The following is an 18361-nucleotide window of genomic DNA, read 5'->3' as shown; positions in this document are numbered from 1 at the left end:
GGTGGAACGCATCGATTGTGCGGTGATCGGGGCCGGTGTGGTCGGGCTGGCTTGCGCCCGCGCGCTGGCGGCTTCCGGCCGCGAGGTGGTGGTGCTGGAAGCAGGCCCGGCCATCGGCGGCGGCATCTCTTCGCGCAATTCCGAGGTCATCCATGCCGGCATGTATTACCCGGCCGGCAGCCTGAAGGCGCGCCTGTGCGTGGCCGGCAACCGCCTGCTGCGCGATTTCGCCGCGGTCCACGGAATCGATTTCCGCATGACCGGCAAGCTGATCGTCGCCACCGAAGGGGCCGAGGCCGCCAAGCTGGACGACATCCTCGCCCGCGCCAAGGTCAATGGCTGTCACGGCCTGGCCCCCATCCCCGCCGCCGAGGCCATGGCGATGGAGCCCTCTCTTCGCTGCACCAAGGCTTTGTTCTCGGCCGATACCGGCATCATCGACACCCACGGCCTGATGCTGGCCCTGCAGGGCGAGGCGGAAGAACACGGCGCGGTCCTGGCACTCAATGCCCCGGTGACCGGCGGCCGTGCCGAAAACGACGCCACCTTGCTGCAGATCGGCGGCGCCGAGCCGACGGAATTGTTGGCCAAAAGCGTGGTGATCGCCGCCGGCCTGTCGTCTTGTCCGGTCGCCCGCTCGCTGGGATTGGCTGCTGTGCCGCGCGATTATCTGTGCAAGGGCAATTACTTCACCCTGACCGGCAAGATGCCGTTCTCGCGGCTGGTCTATCCGGTGCCGGTGGCCGCCGGGCTGGGGGTGCACTACACCCTGGATCTGGCCGGGCGCGGCCGTTTCGGCCCCGACGTCGAGTGGGTCGAGGCCGAGGATTACCGGGTCCTGCCGTCGCGCGCCGATTCATTTTACGACGCCATCCGCCGTTATTGGCCGGACTTGCCCGACGGCGCGCTGGAGCCGGCCTATGCCGGCATCCGCCCCAAGATCAACGCGCCCGACGAGCCGGCCGCCGACTTCGCCGTGCACGGCCCAGCCCAACACCGGCTCCCGGGCGTGGTGGCGCTTTACGGCATCGAATCGCCCGGCCTGACCTCGTGCCTGGCTTTGGCCGAACTGGTCAAGGAGATGATCGGATGACCCGCCCCGCCTGGTCAGCGCAGCGACGCCAGACGATCGCGCGCCGCTTCCGCCAAGAAACCAGAGACATTGTTGGTGCGGGCTTCGATCAAGGCCAGCAGGGCTTCATCCATGGTGATGTTGATTCGCTTGGAACGGCTTTGCAGGCTGACGGAAACCAGGGCCACGGCCAAATGTCCCCGGTCGGCAGGCAGGTTCTCGAACGGCGTCGGCTCCGGGATCGCTTCCCCGTCCTCGACCATGCCATCGACATGAAACTGAAGCGCCTCGCGGGCGTTGAGCAGCGCCTCGGAATAGCTGCCGCCGGCAGTCACGCAGCCGGAAAAATCGGGGAACCATACGCCGATGTCACCCGACGCGCTCGCCTCGACCACCGCGAAATAAGAGCGTTCCATCGCCTACCCTTTCTCTTCCAACCGGATACCGGCTTGGCGTTCGATACTGCGCAAGGTCCCCGGCGCCATGTCCTTCTTCGGATGGGGCACCGTCACCCGCCCCGGCTTGGTCGGATGCTTGAATTGCGCGTGCGATCCGCGCCGCGCCACCTCGACCCAACCGTCTCGTTCCAGCCTGCGAATGATCTCGCGACTATCCATCAGCCCCCCGCCCTGGCGATAAGTATATTATACACACCACCAATCCCATTGTCGAGTTGCTCGGCCGGCAAGGAGTCCCTGTCATGACCCGCCTTTCCGCCCCCTTGGCGCTGGCCTTGCTGTTGACCGCCACCCAGGCGATGGCGATGGACAAGCCGCGCGACTGGATCCCGCCGCCGGCTTCCGCCGTTCCCAACCATCGGGAAGTGTGGCGGGACGTGATCATCGAGATCGCCAGCTACGCCAAGGCCCGCAAGAAAGAGGCGGTGATCCTGGTCAAGGGCGGCGTCGAGCTGCTGGTCAAGGGCGAGCGCGAGGCGGCCTGGGAGGAAGCGCAAGACCCCTACGGCACCAATTTCGAGAAGCGCCTGCCGCTGGGTACGGTCTATCGCCCCTATATGAAGGTGATCGACGGTCTGGTGGTCGATGGCCTTTATTGCAGCACCTTCGCCTTCGGCAAGCCGCTGGCCGAGGCCATCAAGGACCGTCGCGAGCTTGACCGCGTCCTGGCCGAGGAACGTGCGCGCGGCATCCAGCGCCCGCCGGTGCCGCAGCCCCTGGGGCCGTTCTCGATCGACCCCAAGGAGGAATTGCGCCGCGCCGCCGAGATCAAGCGCGAATCCGAGAAGATCGAACGCCAGCGCCGCATGATCTATGCCATCGACGCCGCCCGCGATGCCGGGCGTCGCCTGTTCAGCCTGGAAGATTGCAAGACCCCGAAGGATGCCGACGCCGCCATGCGGGCCGCCGACCGCGACCGCGTGCTGACCTTCGCCGACGCCGACAACCCGACCACCGGCCATCTGCCCAAGACCCGGCCGAACCACGAAAACGCCGAACCGATCCGCTCGGTCTCGGCGGTGCGCACCTGGCTGCCGATGCTGAACGCCGATTCCTTCGCCAGCCGGGCCGAATGGGTGATGGCGCTGCAAAAGACCAATTACGACATCGTGGTGGTCGATGTCGCCCATCGCGGCTGGGACGGGCTGACGCCTGCCGACATCGCCAAGCTGAAATTCAAGGCCTTGGGCTCGCCGCGCCTGGTGCTGGCGGCGCTGCCGCTGGGCAAGACCCAGGATAGCCGCTGGTACTGGCAGAAGGGCTGGGGGGCCGGCAGCCCGCCCTTCCTGTTCGCCCCCGACAGCGACGTGCCCGGCCAGTTCATCACCGACCTCGCCAACCCGGAATGGAAGGCCCAGTTGGGCAAGATCGCCACCGGCATCATGGATGCCGGCTTCGACGGCATCGTGTTCACCGAGACCGACACCTATCTGTGGTTCGAAGAGCTGATGCCGCTGGACTGACACCGATGCTGAAATCCGCCCGTTCCTACGAGGAAGCCTGCCGGACCTTTCGCTGGCGCATCCCCGGGCTTTACAACCTGGCCTTCGACGTCTGCGACCGCCAGACCATGGCCGGGGCCGACGGCCACCGAACCGCCCTGGCGGTCGAGGCGGCCGACGGCACCGTCGAGCGCGCCACCTTCCACATGCTGCGGCTGTTGTCGAACCGGCTGGCCAACGTGCTGGCGGCGCACGGCGTGATCGCCGGCGAGCGGGTGCTGATCTCGTTGCCGCCGTCGATCGAGGCGGCCATCGCCATTCTGGCGGTGCTGAAGATGGGGGCGGTGGCGGTGCCGGCTCCCTGCACCCTGGGCGAGATCCCGCTGGCCTGGCGTCTGGCCGATTCCGGCGCGCACGCGGCCATTGTCGCCGCCTCGGTGGCGCCGCGCCTGCTGGCCGGCCGCGATGGCGCCCCCAATCTGACCGCGATCCTGGTGGCGAGCGACCCGGTCGCCGGCACCGAGGATCTGTGGCAGGCGCTGGAGGCCGCGCCCGATGCCTTCCCGCCGCAGGTCACCGGGGCCGACGCGCCGGCCTTCCTGTTCTATCCCGCCGACGCCATGGGCCGGCCGCCGGGCATCTTGCACGCCCACCGCACCCTGCCGGGCAGTCTGCCGCCGGTCGAGTTCGCCCTGGGCTTCTTCCCCCAGGTCGGCGACATCTTCTGGACCCCGGCCGATTGGATGAGCTTCGAGGCCCTGATCTGGGGCATCCTGCCGGCCTGGCATCACGGCATGACCGTGATCGCCCTGACCGAGACCGACCCCACCCGCCAGTTGGCCGCCATCGGCCGCCACGGCGTGCGGGCGGCGTGGATTCCGCCCGCCCATCTGCGGCGCCTGACCAATGCCACCAATTCCAATCCCAGCCCCAACCTGCGGGCGCTGGCGTCTGGCCCGGAACCCTTGGACGAAGCCTTGCGCCAAAAGGCGGCCGAGCGGTTCGGGGTGGCGCCCAACGACATTTTCGGGACGGTGCTGACCGGGGCCACCATCGCCAACGGCCATCCGGTGATGGAACGCCTGGCCGGCTCGCCCGGCCGCGCCGCGCCCGGCATCACCGTCGAGGCGGTCGATGCCAGCGGCCGCCCGCTGCCGGCCGGCGAACGCGGATTGCTGGCAGCCTCGCCCGGATCGCCCGGGGCCTGCCTGGGCCGCTGGACCGGCGAGGGCTGGGTCGGCACCGCGCTGCCGTCGGGCTGGCAGCCGGACGGCATGATCGGCAGCCGTGACCTGGACGGCTATGTCTGGCCCGACGAGGTCAAGCCGGATGACGGCGTGGCGATGATCGACGACCTGCCGGTCGCCCTGGAAGAGGTCGAGGCGGCGCTGATCTGGCATCCCGGCATCGCCGCCGCCGCAATTGTCCAGTTGCCCAGCGGCGAGTTGAAGGCCTTCGTGGTGCCCGGCCCCGGCCATGGACCCGACATCGACCTGGCCCGCCGGCTGCAGGCCTTTATCGCCACCCGCCGCGCCATCCACGAGGTGCCGCGCCGGATCGAGTTCGTCGACAGCCTGCCCACCAATGCCGACGGCATCGACCGCGACGCCTTGCTCAATCGCCCGCTGAAGGTCGATGCCCCCGATCCGGGCGAACGCTGGGGGTGATCAGCCCAGCGCGTGGGCGATGATCGCCCGCCACACCTTGTCGACCCCGTAATGACGCTGGGCCCAGCCATGGGCTTCGGCGGCGATGCGTGCCCGCACATCCTCGTGACGCGATAGCACCCGCCAGCGTTTGATGATATCGGCCGGCTCGCTCCACGGAATGAAATGCCGCCATGGCTGGAAGAAGCGCGCCGTGCCCTCGTGCAATTGTTCCACCAGCAGCGAGCCCGAGGCGATGGTTTCCCACACCCGCCCAGTCACCAGACGACCGGATTCGCCGGCGGCGTGGGCGGCGACGTTCAGCACCGCCCGGCTGGACGCCAGCAAGCCGGCATAGGCGCCGTCATCCGGGGCCAGTTGACGCCGCTTTTCCCCGATGACCAGCTCCAGGCCGATGTCGGCCGAGGCCAGGCCCGCCAGCAGGAAGGATCGGTGCGGCGCAAACGTGCTGCCGACGAACAGCAATTGATGCTGGGGCGGCCGGCCGCTCGGCACGAAGGGCGGATGGACGGCCGGAACCGGAATGGCGAAGGCCTTGGCGGCCAGGTCCCGATGCTCGGGGTCGCGCAGCACATAGGCGCACGGGTCGAACAGCAAAATATGATCGGCCACGTCGGCCCATAATTGCATCTGGTTATCGACCGCGCGCAAGGAATCGCGCGAGACGTGGACCAGCTTGAAGCCCAGCCGCGCCTTCAATTCCCTGATCTCGGGAACGGTCGGGAAGCGCAGTCCGGGAACGGTTTGCGAATCGCACAGCAAGATGTCGGGGCGCACCCGCTCGAGTTCCGCCAGGAAGGCCTCTTTGCGGCGGCAGAGCTCGGAATCCGAGCAAGGCCCGATCCTGACCGCGCTCAAGGTGGAATCCAGCCAGGGGATGAAGCGGCCCCCGGCCGCCCGGGCGGCGGCGGCGAAATGGCCGGCCAGGTCGTTGGCCGCCGCCACCCCGCTGCTGGCCTGTTCCGCCCCCAGATACAGCACCGTCACATCGGCCGGGTCGCGGGCGCAATCGGGCAAGGGATGGACCGGCAGGTCCTCGTCGGGACTGGCGAAGGCGTGCTCGATCTCGTCGAGAATGCGGGCCTCGGTGGCCGCGTCGTCGTCGGGGATGCCGGTCCACGGCCCGACCAGCTCGGTCGCGGTCGGATTGCGCCCCCACAGATCCAGCAGGACCCGCGCGGACCCTGCCAGCTCGCCGGCTTCCAGCATCAGCTCGCCGGCCCTGAGGTAAGGCCACAGCGACATGCCCCGATGGGTCAGCCAGGCCGACAGGAATTGCACGCCCAGTTCCGGCACACCGCCGTCACGGCACAATTGGATGAAATCCTCGTGGACCGCCCCCCAGGGCGCCACGTTCAGGACCAGGTCGGCCGCCCGCATCAGGACAGCGCGGTCCAGCCGTTTTTGTTGGCGATCGAAGGTCAGCAGCAAGATGGCGGCGGCGGCGTCCTGGTCGGCCAGCGGGGCCAGTCGGTCGCGGGCAGCGGCCTCGGCCCCGGTGCGGTACTCGGTCTCGGCCAGGGCGCGCACCAGATCAAGATCGCCGGGATAAAGCGCCAGCGCGGCCTTGAGCGCCACGATGGCCCCGGCCTCGCCCAACCCGTCGAAATAAAGATTTTCCGCGAGATCGCACCACGTGCGCGGACTGTCCGCCAGACCGGGCGCCGCCATCACCCGCATGGTCCGGCCCGATGTTCCCGAGGGGAAGGCCGCCAGATACCATCGTCCGGCCGCCGTGTCCTCGATCATGGTCGGATCGCCCCCTTGGGTTTAACAGGCTCGAGGAAAAACTCGTTCCGCCTTCTAGTCCAGCGTCACCCCCGCGCAGGCGGGGGTCCATGTCGGGGCGAAATGAACATCTTGCCGCAAGATATTGAGTGGCTGCTGCATGGATTCCCGCTTTCGCGGGAATGACGGAAGTTTTTCCGCAGCCTGTTAATCGTCGCGGTGGGTCCGCTCCAGCCGTTCGTGGCGTTCCTGGGCCTCGATCGACAAGGTGGCGATCGGTCGGGCCTCCAGGCGGCGAATGGTGATCGGCTCGCCGGTTTCCTCGCAATAGCCATAGGAGCCGTCGGCGACCCGCTGCAGGGCCGAATCGATCTTGGCGATCAGCTTACGCTCGCGGTCGCGGGTGCGCAGCTCCAGGGCCCGGTCGGTTTCCGCCGAGGCGCGGTCGGCGATGTCGGGTTCCTGCAAGCCCCCTTCCTGCAGATGGGCCAGGGTCTCGTCGGACTCGCGCAGCAATTCCGATCGCCAGGCCAGCAGCTTTTGACGGAAATATTCCTTCATGTTCTCGTTCATGAAGGGCTCGTCCTCGGACGGACGATAATCCGGCGGCAGCGTCACTGTCATCTTCCCCCGCAATGCGTCTGGGCTTTGCTTTAGACGGGACGCAATATATGGGGTGCCCCCATGGGCCGCAAGAGGGCTTATCGCGAGATGTTCAACGCCCACGCGTCAGTTTGGCGATTTCGACCTCGGCGCGAAGCTCGATCTCGTCGAGCAGGGCGGCCAGACGTGGATCGGGGCAGGCCTCGCGCCGGCTGCGGACGCTGGACGCCAGGGCTTCCAGCTTCTCCACCGGCACGGTGCCCAACAGCAGGCCGTGGCGGATTTCCTCGAGCTTATCCAGCAATTCCTCGCCGTGGCGAACCAGCCGCTGGCGCGCCTCGCGGTCGGTGGCGCCGCCGACATCCTGGATCATCAGCGCGCCTTCGACCACCGAGATGGACGACGCCCCGTCGGCGGCATGGGTTTCCTCGCCCGCACCCATCGCATCGACGAGCACGCGCTTGAACTCACCCTTCTTGCCGTCAGCCTTGTCAGTCTTGCGGGCGCCACCGGCAGGGGCGCCTGAACCGACTCCGGAAACCTTCATGATCCCCACTTATTCCAGCGTGGTCGTGGCCTTCATTCTAGCCGCGAAAGGCATAGCGGCGAAAGCTGCTAAATCTGCCGCTCGCTCGGCATCTTTTGCCGGGTCGATTCGGTCCAAGCGCCGCCCGCTATCCGGGGAAACGGCGGTTTTCCATGCATTCCGGGGTTGGCACGATCTTCGCAGCGGTCCTTGCGACCATTCATGCGTTTTCCGAGTTCCCGAGGTCCACATGAAGCCGCTCTTCTCCACCCAAACCGTCTTCGCCATCGGCATGCGAGCTTTCCTGCTTGCCGCCGGACTGGTCGGGCTGACTGTCTTCGCCATGCCGCAGACCGCCTTAGGCGCGTCGCGCATCAAGGACATCGCCGATTTCGAAGGCGTGCGCGAGAACATGCTGGTGGGCTACGGCATCGTGGTCGGCCTGAACGGCACCGGCGACGACCTGACCAACTCGCCCTTCACCAAGGAATCCCTGGTCGGCATGCTGGAACGCCTGGGCGTCAACATCCGCGAACAGGGCGGCACCATCGCCACCGTCAAGCCGAAGAACGTCGCCGCCGTGATGGTCACCGCCGTCCTGCCGCCCTTCGCCCGCCAGGGCACCCGCATCGACGTGTCGGTGTCGGCCCTGGGCGACGCCAAGAGCCTGCTGGGCGGCACCCTGCTGGTCACCCCGCTGGTCGGCGCCGATGGCGAGATCTACGCGGTGGCCCAGGGCGGCCTGGCCGGCGTCGGCGTCACCGCCACGGGTGCTTCGGGTTCGTCGGTGACCAAGGGTGTGCCCACCTCGGGCAAGATCGCCAACGCGGCCATCGTCGAACGCGAGCTGCCCTTCGAGATGGGCCACCTGGAATCGGTCAAGGTGACGCTCAGGAACCCCGACTTCACCACTGCGCGCCGCGTCGCCCAGGCGGTCAATTCCTATCTCGGCACCGACATCGCCCGGCCCAGCGACCCCGGCACCATCCAGGTGACGGTCCCGCCGGCCTATCGCGGCAACGTCGTCGCCATGCTGACCGACATCGAGCAACTGCGCATCGAACCCGATCAGATCGCCAAGATCGTCATAGACGAGGCGTCGGGCACCATCGTCATGGGCGAGAACGTCCGCATCAGCACGGTGGCCATCGCGCAAGGTCAGCTGACCATCCGCATCACCGAAACCCCGCAGGTGTCGCAGCCCTCGCCCTTCTCGACGGTCGGCACCACCACTACCGTCCAGCGTAGCGACATCGAAATCGACGAAGGCAGCCAGAAGAAACTGTCGGTCCTGCCGCACGGCGTGACCTTGCAGGAACTGGTCAACGGCCTCAACTCTCTGGGGATCGGCCCGCGCGACCTGATCTCGATCCTGCAGGCCATCAAGGCCGCGGGCGCCCTGCAAGCCGACATCGAGGTGATGTGATGACCATGACCGCCTCGATCCTCGACAATGCCAGGATGGCCGCTTCGCAGCCGGCCCAGACCCCTCAGCACGCGGCAAATGTTGCCCGGGCGAAAGCGGTTGGTAAGCAGTTCGAGTCTATGTTCATGTCTCAGATGTTGAATCACATGTTCACCGGGATCGACCAGGAAAACGGCCTGTTCGGCGGTGGCCATGCCGAATCCATGTTCCGCCCGATGTTGAACGACGAGTACGCCAAGATGATCACCAACCGGGGCAACGGCATCGGCCTGGCCGACCAGGTCACCCGGGCCATGTTGGCGCACCAGGAGGTTTGAACCATGCCCGCTCTTTCCTACGACGACATCGTTTGGGCCTGCACCAATCTGTGCGACCTGATCGAATTCGAGAACGAAGCGCTGGAGCGTCATGACGTCGCCACCATCCGCGAGTTGAGCGCCAACAAATCGTCGCTGGCCCGCATCTACGAGCAGTCCATCGCCCCCATGCGCGACGACCCGTCATTGGCCGAAGCCCTGGAACCGGAACAGAAGGAAGATCTGCTGGCGCTGGGCAAGCGCTTACAGGTCCTGGTCGAGGAAAACGCCAAGCGGCTGAAGATCGAAATGGAGGTCCGCCAGATGCTGATGGATTCCATGGTCTCGGCCGCCAAGGCCAACGCCACCCAGACCACCCATTACAGCAAGTCCGGCGCTTTCAGCGCCGCCGCCACCGGCGAACCCAATTCGCTGGCCTTTAACAAGACCCTCTGACGCCAGAACGGCGGGGAGCCAGGATCATGTCGCTCACACTTGGATTGAACACCGCACTCTCGGGCCTGCTGACCAGTCAGCGCGGCCTGGACGTGATCGCCCAGAACGTGTCGAACGTCAACACCGTCGGCTATACCCGCAAGGTCCTGAACCAGGAAGCGCGGATCGTCGGCGGCGTCGGCGCCGGCGTTCAGGAAGGCAGCCTGACCCGCATGGCCCACGAGGGCCTGCTGAAGGACATCCGCCGCCAGAATTCCGAATTGGGCCGGCTGGAAGCCGAGCAGACCATGTATCCGCGCATCGACGATCTGTTCGGCGAGGTCGAGGACGACACCTCGATCGCCCACCGCCTGAGCGACCTGATGAACGCCTTCGAATCGCTGTCGACCCAATCCGACAAGTCATCGACCCAGTGGAACACCGTCCAGAAGGCCCAGGACGTCTCGGATTCCATGCAGGACATGACCCGCCAGATCCAGAACCTGCGCCTTGAGGCCGACAACCAGATCGACCTGACCGTCGACAACATCAACCGCATGCTGGACGACATCAACGACCTGAACCAAAAGATCGTCAAGCACGGCACCATCGCCACCGGCACCGCCGACCTGGAAGACCAGCGTGACGTGCTGCTGACCGAGCTGTCGAAAAGCATCGACATCCAATATTTCAAGCGTCAGGACAATTCGGTCAGCATCTTCACCAATTCGGGCGAGATGCTGCTGGACAATCAGGTCCAGCACCTGAGCTACACCTCCAGCACGGTGACCGCCGCGTGGATGACCTCGGCGGGCGGGCAGTTCGGCAAGATCACCGCCGAAGGCAGCGGCCTGGACCTGACCAACGACCTGACCTCGGGCCAGATCCGCGCCTTCATCAAGATGCGCGACGAGGTGCTGCCGCAGGCCCAGTCGATGATCGACGAGATGGCCAAGCAACTGCACGACAACGTCAACCAGATCCACAATCGCGGCACGTCTTTGCCCAACATCTCGTCGTCCTATAACGGGACACGGGCGTTCGCCAGCCAGGGCGACATCGTCAACGACGCCGCCGACGCGGTGGCCACCATGTACCGGGCCGGCGGCACCGTCACCCATGGCGGCCTGGCCTTCGCCGCCGGCTCGGGCTCGTATCCGTGGCAGGCGACGCTGACCGCCACCAACGCGGTGTTCACCGCCGCCGACTTCCCGGCCGGCACGGTGTTCACCCTGTCCGGCACCGACACCGCCCGCAACGCCGGCACCTATCGGGTGGTCGAGCGCACCGACAACTGGAACGTCGTGGTCGAGAAGGTCAATCCGCGCCAGACCATCCAGTTGGATACCGGCGACGACGTGGTGCTGGGCCTGTTCGACACCAGCGGCGACCAGATCGCCAAGACCACGCTGAACACCATCATGCAGGTCGATTACCAGGCCACCGCCGGCCTGACCCCCGGGACCGGTCGCAACGTCGCCGATTTCGACAATCGCACCGACCATGGCGACTGGAGCATCAACGAAGTTACCGCCCATATCGAGGGCTGGCTGAAGGCCGAAGGCTATTCCAACGCGTCGGTCAACCTGAACTCGGACGGCAAGCTGGACATCAGCGTCGGCGACACCACGGTTTCGCTGGCCTTCCGCGACCAGGGCAGCAGCACCGACGGCGCCGACCAGGCCGACGCCAAGATCTTCTTCGACGCCACCGGCGACGGCGCCACCGACCAGACGGTGTCGGGCTTTTCCAATTTCTTCGGGTTGAACGACTTTTACGTCAAGGACAACGCCAACTCGATCCACGACAGCGCCATCCAGGACGACAGCTTCACCACCAGCACCTCGCGGACTCTGTCTTTGTGGGACTCGACCGGCCAGATCGGTCCGGAATTCACGGTGGCGGCCAATTCATCGCTCAGCGACATCGCCGACTCGGTCAACCGCTATGGCCGCGTCACCGAATCCGCCCGTCTATCGACCACCAGTTGGACCACCACCTCGGCGGCCACCGTCACCATCGCCGACCCGTCGGGCACCTTGTTCACCCAGGCCCTGCCCGCCGGCGCCTATACCGTCGAGGCTCTGGCCGGCCTGTTGAACCAAAGCTCGGTCACCGCCACAGTGGTAGTCGATGGCGCCTATAAGCGCCTGCGCCTGACCGACAGCCGCGGCGAGGAACTGACCGCCACCATCAACGGCGGCGACCTGTCGACCGGTTCCGACCTGGGCACCACCCTTGAGATGAGTAAGGAACAGAAGGTCTATGCGGCGGTGGTTCCCGACGGATCGGGCAGCCGTCTCAGGATCATCCATTCCGGCAATCAGGAACTGTTCTTGTCGTCCGACCTGGACGGCCAGGGCAAGAACCTGCTGTCCGACCTGAGCCTGGAAGCCGCCGCCACCACCACCGCCGCCGGCCTGGCCGTGCGCCAGGAACTGGTCGCCGGCCCGGAACGGATCAGCCGCGGCATGATGCAGTGGAACTCGGATGTCGATGAATATTTCATCTCGGAAGGCGACAACGCGGTCGCCCTGCAGATGGCGGAACTGGGCACCACCAAGTTGAGCTTCGACTCGGCGGGCGGCCTGTTCCAGGGCCAATACACCCTGTCGGAATATGCCGCCGCCACCATTTCGGTGGTCGCCGGAGATTCCGACCACTCGAAGACGGTGCTGGATTACCAGTCGACCTTGAGTGAATCGCTTGATTTCCAGTACACTTCCTTCAGCGGTGTCAATCTGGACGAGGAAGTCTCGGCCATGATCGACTACCAGCAGGCCTATACGGCCTCGGCGAAAGTGATCACAGCGATCCAGGAAATGCTGGAAGTCCTTGTGAACATCATCCAGTAAGCGGAGATCGAGAAATGACCCGCATCGGAACATATGGCGCCAACCAGGTCTACCTGTCCCGGATCAACGACATCCAGCTGCGCTCGCACGAGCACATGGTGCAGTTCAATACCGGGATGAAGTCGCAGACCTATGCCGGCATTTCCAGGGACTCCCACCAGCTGATCAATTTCGAGAACGAAATCTCGCGGGTCGATCAGTACATCAAGGGCAATGCCACCGCCAAGACGCGGCTGGACGGCATGGAAATCTCGCTGAACGCCATCGAAACGACGATGAACGATTTCCTGGATCAGCTGGACGACTTCTATGCCAAGGAAACCCGGTCGCAGGCCGAAGTCACCGCCCTGCAGGAGCAGGCCTACAATTCGATGCTGTCGCTGCAATCGAGCCTGGCGTCCAGCATCAACGGCCAGTACATCTTCTCGGGCGGGCGCGTCAACAACGAGCCGGTCGCCCAGTTCGCCAATTCGTTCGACGACTTCCAGACCAAATGGGACGGCTTCGACCATCCCTATCCGACCACCCGGTCGGGCACCTTGTTAGAGTTGAACGCCACCAACGCCGAAACCGGCAATGTGAGTTTCAGCGCCGCCGCCGGCACCATCACCGCGGCGTCCCTGACGACGTCGCCGAACGTCCTGAGCGACATCCCGGTCGGCGCCCGCATCACCGTCGCCGATTCGGCCGGCGGCCTCAATGACGACAAGGAATTCACCGTCAGGGGCGTCAGCGTCGGCGCCGGCGGCACCGTCATCACCGTCTCGCCTTTGGTCACCGAGGGCCCGGTGGCGGCCAGCCTCAAATATTACACCACGGCGCTGCCCGACCAGCAGCAGCTGAATGCCAACCTGACCTTCACGCCCGGATCGGACACCATCCAGGTCTCCAACGCCACCGGCTTCACGGCCGGCCAGGTGTTTGAAGTGTCCGGCACCGCCAGCAATGACGGTGTCTACGAGGTGTCGTCCATCGTCGCCGGCCCACCCGACACCATCACCATCAACTCGACCAAGGTCACCACCCAGGCGGCGATCTCGACCGTCACGCTCAGCGCCTCGTCTTGGTACAATGGCGACAATCTGGCGCTGGAACACCGCGTCGGCCAGGACCGCACCATCGATCTGGGCGTCTATGCGTCGGACCCGACCTTTGAAAAGGCCTTCCGCGCCATGGCCATCATTGCCCAGGGCCAGTACGGCACCGCCGGTGGTCTGGAAAACAACCTGGATCGCATCGTCGCCGCACGCTACCTGCTGAACGACGCGATGAATTCGCCGGCCGGCACCTCGCCGCCCTACGGCACCGAGCTGAGCAGCGATCTGACCAGCCTGCAGGCGGCGGTCGGCAACAACCAGGCCCTGATCGCCACCAAGAACACCATCTACACTAAGTTCAAGGGCTTCCTGCAGACCCGCGCGTCGGACCTGGAGCAATCCGACAAGACCGAGTTGGCGGTGTTGCTGAAAAGCGACGAAACCGCCCTGCAGGCGGCCTATCAGACAACGTCGATGGTGCGCGAGCTGTCGCTGTTGAACTTCATGCGGTGATGAGTCTTCCGCGCAAAAGTCCTTCGCTTCGCTCAGTGTAGTTTTGCCCGTTGATTTATAGGGAGAAAAATCGGGAAAAAGCACACCGAGGCGAAGCCGAGGGACTTTTTCACGCAAGACTGATGACCGGCGGCCTCGCCGTTCATTGACGGGCCTTGTCCTTCAGGACCTTCCAGAAGTTCTCTTGCTGGGTTTCGGCGTTGTTGTCGCAGAAGGTGTAGAAATCCAGCGTCGACGAGATGGGTGCTACGATTTCCGGCGCGTTCAGCAGGTGGCGGTCGAGATAGCGATCGACCCCCTTGATCACCGTCGCATAAAGGTTGTAGTTGCTTTCCATCCCGGCGATGTCGGGCCGCATCATGAAGGACAGGAACTTCAGCGCGTCGGCCCGGTTGGGGGCGCCCTTGGGCACGACGATGACGTCGGTCCACACCAGCGATCCTTCGCGGGGATGGGCGAATTTCAGACTGGGCCGCTTCAGCCGCGCCTTCAGCGCGTCGCCGTTCCAGGCCACCCCCAGGGCATAGCGGCCATTGGCCAATTCCTCGACGATAGTGTCGATGTCGGCCAGCGGATAGCGCCGCAACATCGGCACCAGAAGGCCTTCGGCGCGGGCCAGATGCTCGGGCCGGGTCGAACAGCGCGGCAGGCGCAGCCAGATCAGCGCCAGTTGCACCATGTCGTAGCCGGAATCCAGCAGCACGAGCTTGCCGTCGATTTCGGGCGGAGGTTCAAACACCAGCTTCAGCGTGTCGATGTCGCCCTTGTAGACCGAGGTATCGATGACGAAGGCCGTGGTGCCCCAGACATGCGGCACGGTATATTCGTCGCGCGGGTCCGGCGGTCGCGACCGCCAGACATCCTCGACATTCCAGAAATTGGCCAGACGATCGACGCCGACCTTTTCCAACAGGCCGCCCCGCACCAGATCGCGGACCTGGAAATCGGCCGGAAAGGCGATGTCGTAACCGGACGCCCTGGTCAACAACGGGGCCATCAGGTCGACATAGTTGGTCACCGTATCGACCTTGACGCGGACGCCGGCCTCGCGTTCGAACCGCTCCAGAACCTGGGGCGAAATATAAGACGACCAGGTCAGGATGCGGATTTCACCCGCCCATCCGTGGCCGCCCCCCAATATCAGCAACGTCAGCGCCGCCAGCCAACACCGCCAGCCCGGAGTTCTATTGATTGGCTTTCTCCAGAATATAGCGCTGGAATTCCTGCCCCTTGGCGTAGCGCTTGTCCCATACATACTCGAACATGGCCAGGAAATGGAAGTTCTTGAAATAGCCGGGCATGCGCGACACTTCGATCTCGTCGATCAACTTGCCCTTGGTCGCGGCCAGGCTATCGGGGAAGAACTGGATGGTCGGGGTGAAGTTCACCCGATACTTGCGGGCCAAGGCCTTCTCGGTCAGGACCTGGCCATCGAAATCGGTCACCTCGCGGTCGCCCCACAGGTTCAACTGGACGATGACGAAGCGGTCCTTGATCCAGTTGCGCACATTGTCGTCGGCGAAGTTGACGGTGTGGACATCCCGGCAATAGGGGCAGCCCTTCTGTTCCCAGATGATGGCGAAGCGCTTGCCGGCCTTGGCCGCCTCGGCCAGATCCTCTCTGAGATCAAGGAAGCTGTTAAGGAACCAGTCCTGCCGGTAAAGCCCGTCATCGCCCAGCTTGGGTTCATACTTGGCAAAGGCCGGCGCGGACAGCGACAGCAGCAGGCCGACCAAGCCAAACAACCAACGTTTCATCGGCTCCCCTCCGTTTGTTATGGCGCCACCACCACCCATCCCTGCAATTGTCGCTCGACCAGCTCGGCGATCCCGGCGGTCACCACCGACACGCCGGCCAGCAGATCGCCCGGCTTGCGCCCGATGGTTTCCAGCGTGTTGCCGCAGGCGACGAACTCGACCTCGTAGGCCTTGAGCGAGGCGACCCGGTCGGCCACCTTGCTTTGGTCGGCCAACAAGGCCCGCACGCCGCCGCCATAGGCGATGATGGCGACCTTCACATTGTCCTGACCATAGAATTTCTGCAGGTTGACCGCGTTGTACAGCACGTTGTTGACGTGGCGCGGGTCCTCGGCGTTCAACTGCAGCACGACCTTGCGCGGGTTGTCCCAGCCGGGCTTGGGCGAGGCCAGCACCGTTTCGGCCCGCGCCAGGGCGGGCCACAGCAGCAGGATCGACAACAGCAAGCCAAGGGCGCGCATGACCAGTCCTCGATGTATGATAGGATTATCATAGAATGAGTTTGACGGTTTCGTCGCTGGAATCTTGAAAGGCTCCCCCTTCGATGCTTCGTCAGTTGGCCTATGGCGCCGCGCTGTTCCTGGTCTCGGCCGCCGCGCTGGTGGTGGAAATCGTCGCCGGCCGTCTGCTCGCCCCCTATGTCGGCATGAGCCTTTATACCTGGACGGCGATCATTTCGGTGGTGCTGGCCGGCCTGACCATCGGCCACTGGATCGGCGGAATCCTGGCCGAGTGCGAGGGGCGCGCCGCCCACCGCCGCATCGGCGCCGCCTTGCTGGCGGCCGGAGCCGTGACCGCGCTGGCGCTGCCGGTCCTGCGGCTGGCTTCACAGCCGCTGCTGGGTCAGGGCTGGCACCCGATCACCGCCATCATCGCGCTGACCGCCCTGCTGTTCCTGCCGCCGTCGCTGTTCGCCGGCATCATCTCGCCGATCCTGACCAAGCTGGCGGTGGAATCCGACCGCGCCCACGCCGGCCGCGCCATCGGCCGGATGTATGCGCTGGGCGCCGCCGGCTCGATCCTGGGCACCCTGGCGGCCGGCTATCTGTTCCTGTCGTGGATCGGGTCGATCGGCACCTTGATGGCGGTCGCCGCCACTTACGGAATGCTGGGCCTGGCCTTCCTGGTCCGCGGCCCGTCCAGCGCGGTAACCGCCTCTTTGGTCGCCGGCCTGACCATATCCATCATCGCCAAGACCGGCCTGGCCTCGCCCTGCCGGGTCGAAAGCGATTATTACTGCCTGCGGGTCGAGGACTTTTCCGGCCAGGCCGGGCGGGAATCGGCCGTGCTGGTGCTGGACCATCTGGGCCACGGCATCAACGATGCCGCCAACCCTGAAGTCTTGCATTCCTCGTACCTGCACTTCACCGACGAACTGGCGGCCCGGCGCTTCGGACGCGAGTCGATCTCGGCCTTCTTCGTCGGCGGCGGCGCCTATACCCTGCCCCGGGCCTGGAGCCGGGCCTATGCCGCCCCTCACCTGCACGTCGCCGAGATCGACCCGATGGTGACCGAGGTGGCGCGACGCTTCCTGTGGCTGGACCCGGACGCCAAGGGCGTTGTGGCCGACCACCGCGACGCCCGTGTCGCCCTGCAATCACTGCCGCGCCGGCCCCAGTTCGACGTGGTCTTCGGCGACGCCTTCCACGATATCGGCATCCCGCCCCACCTGGTGACGGCCGAGTTCCACGCCGAGATCGCCGCCCGCCTGAAGCCCGCCGGCTTCTATGCCATCAACGTCATCGAGGCCCGCCACGAGCCGCGCTTCCTGTTCGCCCTGCTGAAGACCCTGTGGCGTGACTTTCCGACGGTGGAAGTGTGGGTCGATGGCGACGAGATGAGCCAGGGTGAGCGGGTCACCTATCTGGTTCTGGCCTCGGACCGCCCGACCGAGGCCAGCCTGATCCAGGCCAGCCGCTTCTTCCCGCGCCATTGGCTGCGCCTGAAGGGTGATCAGGTCAAGGAGGCGGTCGCGCGCGCCGACGTACCGGTCCTGACCGACGATTTCTCGCCGGTCGACCGCCTGATGGCCCATGTGCTGCTGGCACCAGAGGTGGGGGAGCGGTGAGGATGGCGTCTTTTTGGTAGATAATGTTTCCATATGGAAATATGATGCGTGCACCTTCAGTTTGGAGCGAGCCTATGGACGATATCAAGGCAGGCGATACGGTTCGCCTCAAGTCGGGTGGTCCCGACATGACCGTGAAATGGGTTGAAGAGGGCGAAGCCTACTGCGAATGGTTCGATAAATCTGAGGTAAAGGGCCATACCTTTACACTGGCCCAGCTTGTCTTGTGGTCTTAGTGTCTGTTCGGCCTAGGCTGAAGCATTATTCCTCCACCCGTCATGACCGGGCTTGCCCCACTGCTGTCCGGTTTAATTTTCGGGCTCATAGCAACACCATCTGATTGGGAGCGCCCCTGGGGCTGCGGTCGTCTCCGATTAGGCGGTCGATGCGGCGCAGGTGCATGAGGTTGGCGCGGACCAGACGGGCAAAGGCAAGCGGGCTTTGGACCAATTTCTGGGCCGTCTGGGCCAGGCGCAGC

At 65.2% G+C, this 18361-nt stretch carries 18 protein-coding genes and 1 pseudogene; 10 read left to right on the top strand and 9 right to left on the bottom strand.

Annotation, left to right across the window (positions count from 1 at the left end):
• Position 1 precedes the first annotated feature (1 nt).
• On the top strand, positions 2-1093 hold the full coding sequence (locus A6A05_RS09785) for an NAD(P)/FAD-dependent oxidoreductase (RefSeq protein WP_245644255.1): 1092 nt from the start codon (positions 2-4) through the stop codon (positions 1091-1093).
• Between the two features lie 14 nt (positions 1094-1107).
• On the opposite strand, the gene A6A05_RS09780 is transcribed toward A6A05_RS09785, so the two are convergent.
• Entirely contained in the window at positions 1108-1488 is a 381-nt protein-coding gene (locus A6A05_RS09780) for a type II toxin-antitoxin system HicB family antitoxin (protein WP_068499949.1), read from the bottom strand.
• 3 nt (positions 1489-1491) lie between these two features.
• Positions 1492-1689, bottom strand: a complete 198-nt coding sequence (locus A6A05_RS09775; protein WP_068499946.1) for a type II toxin-antitoxin system HicA family toxin — start codon at positions 1687-1689, stop codon at positions 1492-1494.
• Positions 1690-1772: 83 nt separating this feature from the next.
• Here A6A05_RS09775 and A6A05_RS09770 point away from each other — a divergent pair, with 83 nt between their 5' ends.
• Positions 1773-2993 (top strand): hypothetical protein, encoded by a 1221-nt coding sequence (locus tag A6A05_RS09770; RefSeq protein ID WP_068499944.1) that lies wholly within the window; start codon positions 1773-1775, stop codon positions 2991-2993.
• 5 nt (positions 2994-2998) lie between these two features.
• Positions 2999-4639: an AMP-binding protein gene (locus tag A6A05_RS09765; protein ID WP_068499941.1), complete on the top strand. Its 1641-nt coding sequence runs from the start codon at positions 2999-3001 to the stop codon at positions 4637-4639.
• On the opposite strand, the gene A6A05_RS09760 is transcribed toward A6A05_RS09765, so the two are convergent.
• The 3 genes from A6A05_RS09760 to A6A05_RS09750 form a co-directional block, all read right to left on the bottom strand.
• The gene (locus A6A05_RS09760; protein WP_068499937.1) at positions 4640-6388 is read right to left on the bottom strand and encodes a glycosyltransferase family protein; all 1749 of its coding nucleotides are present in this window, start codon (positions 6386-6388) and stop codon (positions 4640-4642) included.
• 186 nt (positions 6389-6574) lie between these two features.
• Entirely contained in the window at positions 6575-6991 is a 417-nt protein-coding gene (gene dksA / locus A6A05_RS09755) for an RNA polymerase-binding protein DksA (RefSeq protein ID WP_068499935.1), read from the bottom strand.
• A gap of 91 nt (positions 6992-7082) precedes the next feature.
• Complete coding sequence (locus A6A05_RS09750) at positions 7083-7517, bottom strand: flagellar assembly protein FliX (RefSeq protein WP_068499932.1); 435 nt, start codon at positions 7515-7517, stop codon at positions 7083-7085.
• Between the two features lie 229 nt (positions 7518-7746).
• On the opposite strand from A6A05_RS09750, the gene A6A05_RS09745 reads away from it, so the two are divergent.
• From A6A05_RS09745 to A6A05_RS09725, 5 genes are read left to right on the top strand one after another with little or no spacing between them, the layout of a single operon-like run.
• A complete protein-coding gene (locus A6A05_RS09745; RefSeq protein WP_068499929.1) occupies positions 7747-8922 on the top strand; it encodes a flagellar basal body P-ring protein FlgI in 1176 nt (391 codons plus the stop codon).
• The gene (locus A6A05_RS09740) at positions 8922-9239 is read left to right on the top strand and encodes a rod-binding protein (protein ID WP_068499926.1); all 318 of its coding nucleotides are present in this window, start codon (positions 8922-8924) and stop codon (positions 9237-9239) included. Before A6A05_RS09745 ends, A6A05_RS09740 begins: the two co-directional genes overlap by 1 nt.
• A 3-nt stretch (positions 9240-9242) precedes the next feature.
• Complete coding sequence (locus tag A6A05_RS09735; protein ID WP_068499925.1) at positions 9243-9674, top strand: hypothetical protein; 432 nt, start codon at positions 9243-9245, stop codon at positions 9672-9674.
• Between the two features lie 26 nt (positions 9675-9700).
• Complete coding sequence (gene flgK, locus A6A05_RS09730; RefSeq protein WP_082910846.1) at positions 9701-12508, top strand: flagellar hook-associated protein FlgK; 2808 nt, start codon at positions 9701-9703, stop codon at positions 12506-12508.
• A gap of 14 nt (positions 12509-12522) precedes the next feature.
• Entirely contained in the window at positions 12523-14058 is a 1536-nt protein-coding gene (locus A6A05_RS09725; protein WP_068499919.1) for a hypothetical protein, read from the top strand.
• Between the two features lie 142 nt (positions 14059-14200).
• Here A6A05_RS09725 and A6A05_RS09720 read toward each other — a convergent pair whose 3' ends face one another.
• Genes A6A05_RS09720 through A6A05_RS09710 form a run of 3 tightly spaced genes read right to left on the bottom strand, consistent with a single transcriptional unit; the run spans position 14201 to position 16276 of the window.
• Complete coding sequence (locus tag A6A05_RS09720) at positions 14201-15205, bottom strand: extracellular solute-binding protein (RefSeq protein WP_245644254.1); 1005 nt, start codon at positions 15203-15205, stop codon at positions 14201-14203.
• 37 nt (positions 15206-15242) lie between these two features.
• A complete protein-coding gene (locus A6A05_RS09715; RefSeq protein WP_068499916.1) occupies positions 15243-15815 on the bottom strand; it encodes a thioredoxin family protein in 573 nt (190 codons plus the stop codon).
• A 17-nt stretch (positions 15816-15832) separates the two neighbouring features.
• Entirely contained in the window at positions 15833-16276 is a 444-nt protein-coding gene (locus A6A05_RS09710) for a DsrE family protein (protein ID WP_068499914.1), read from the bottom strand.
• 83 nt (positions 16277-16359) lie between these two features.
• On the opposite strand from A6A05_RS09710, the gene A6A05_RS09705 reads away from it, so the two are divergent.
• Positions 16360-17883 carry a fused MFS/spermidine synthase gene (locus A6A05_RS09705; protein WP_068499912.1) on the top strand — a complete coding sequence of 508 codons (1524 nt, stop codon included), beginning with the start codon at positions 16360-16362 and terminating at the stop codon, positions 17881-17883.
• A gap of 74 nt (positions 17884-17957) precedes the next feature.
• Positions 17958-18119, top strand: coding sequence for a YodC family protein (locus tag A6A05_RS20155; protein WP_156520993.1), 162 nt, complete (start codon positions 17958-17960; stop codon positions 18117-18119).
• Positions 18120-18204: 85 nt separating this feature from the next.
• On the opposite strand, the pseudogene A6A05_RS21805 reads toward A6A05_RS20155, so the two are convergent.
• Positions 18205-18361: pseudogene (locus tag A6A05_RS21805) on the bottom strand (IS4 family transposase); the annotation flags it as partial.

Source organism: Magnetospirillum moscoviense (assembly GCF_001650635.1).
Taxonomy (GTDB): Bacteria; Pseudomonadota; Alphaproteobacteria; order Rhodospirillales; family Magnetospirillaceae; genus Magnetospirillum; species Magnetospirillum moscoviense.
The sequence above is the reverse complement of the archived record's forward strand: the minus strand, read 5'-3'. Positions and strand labels throughout refer to the sequence as shown.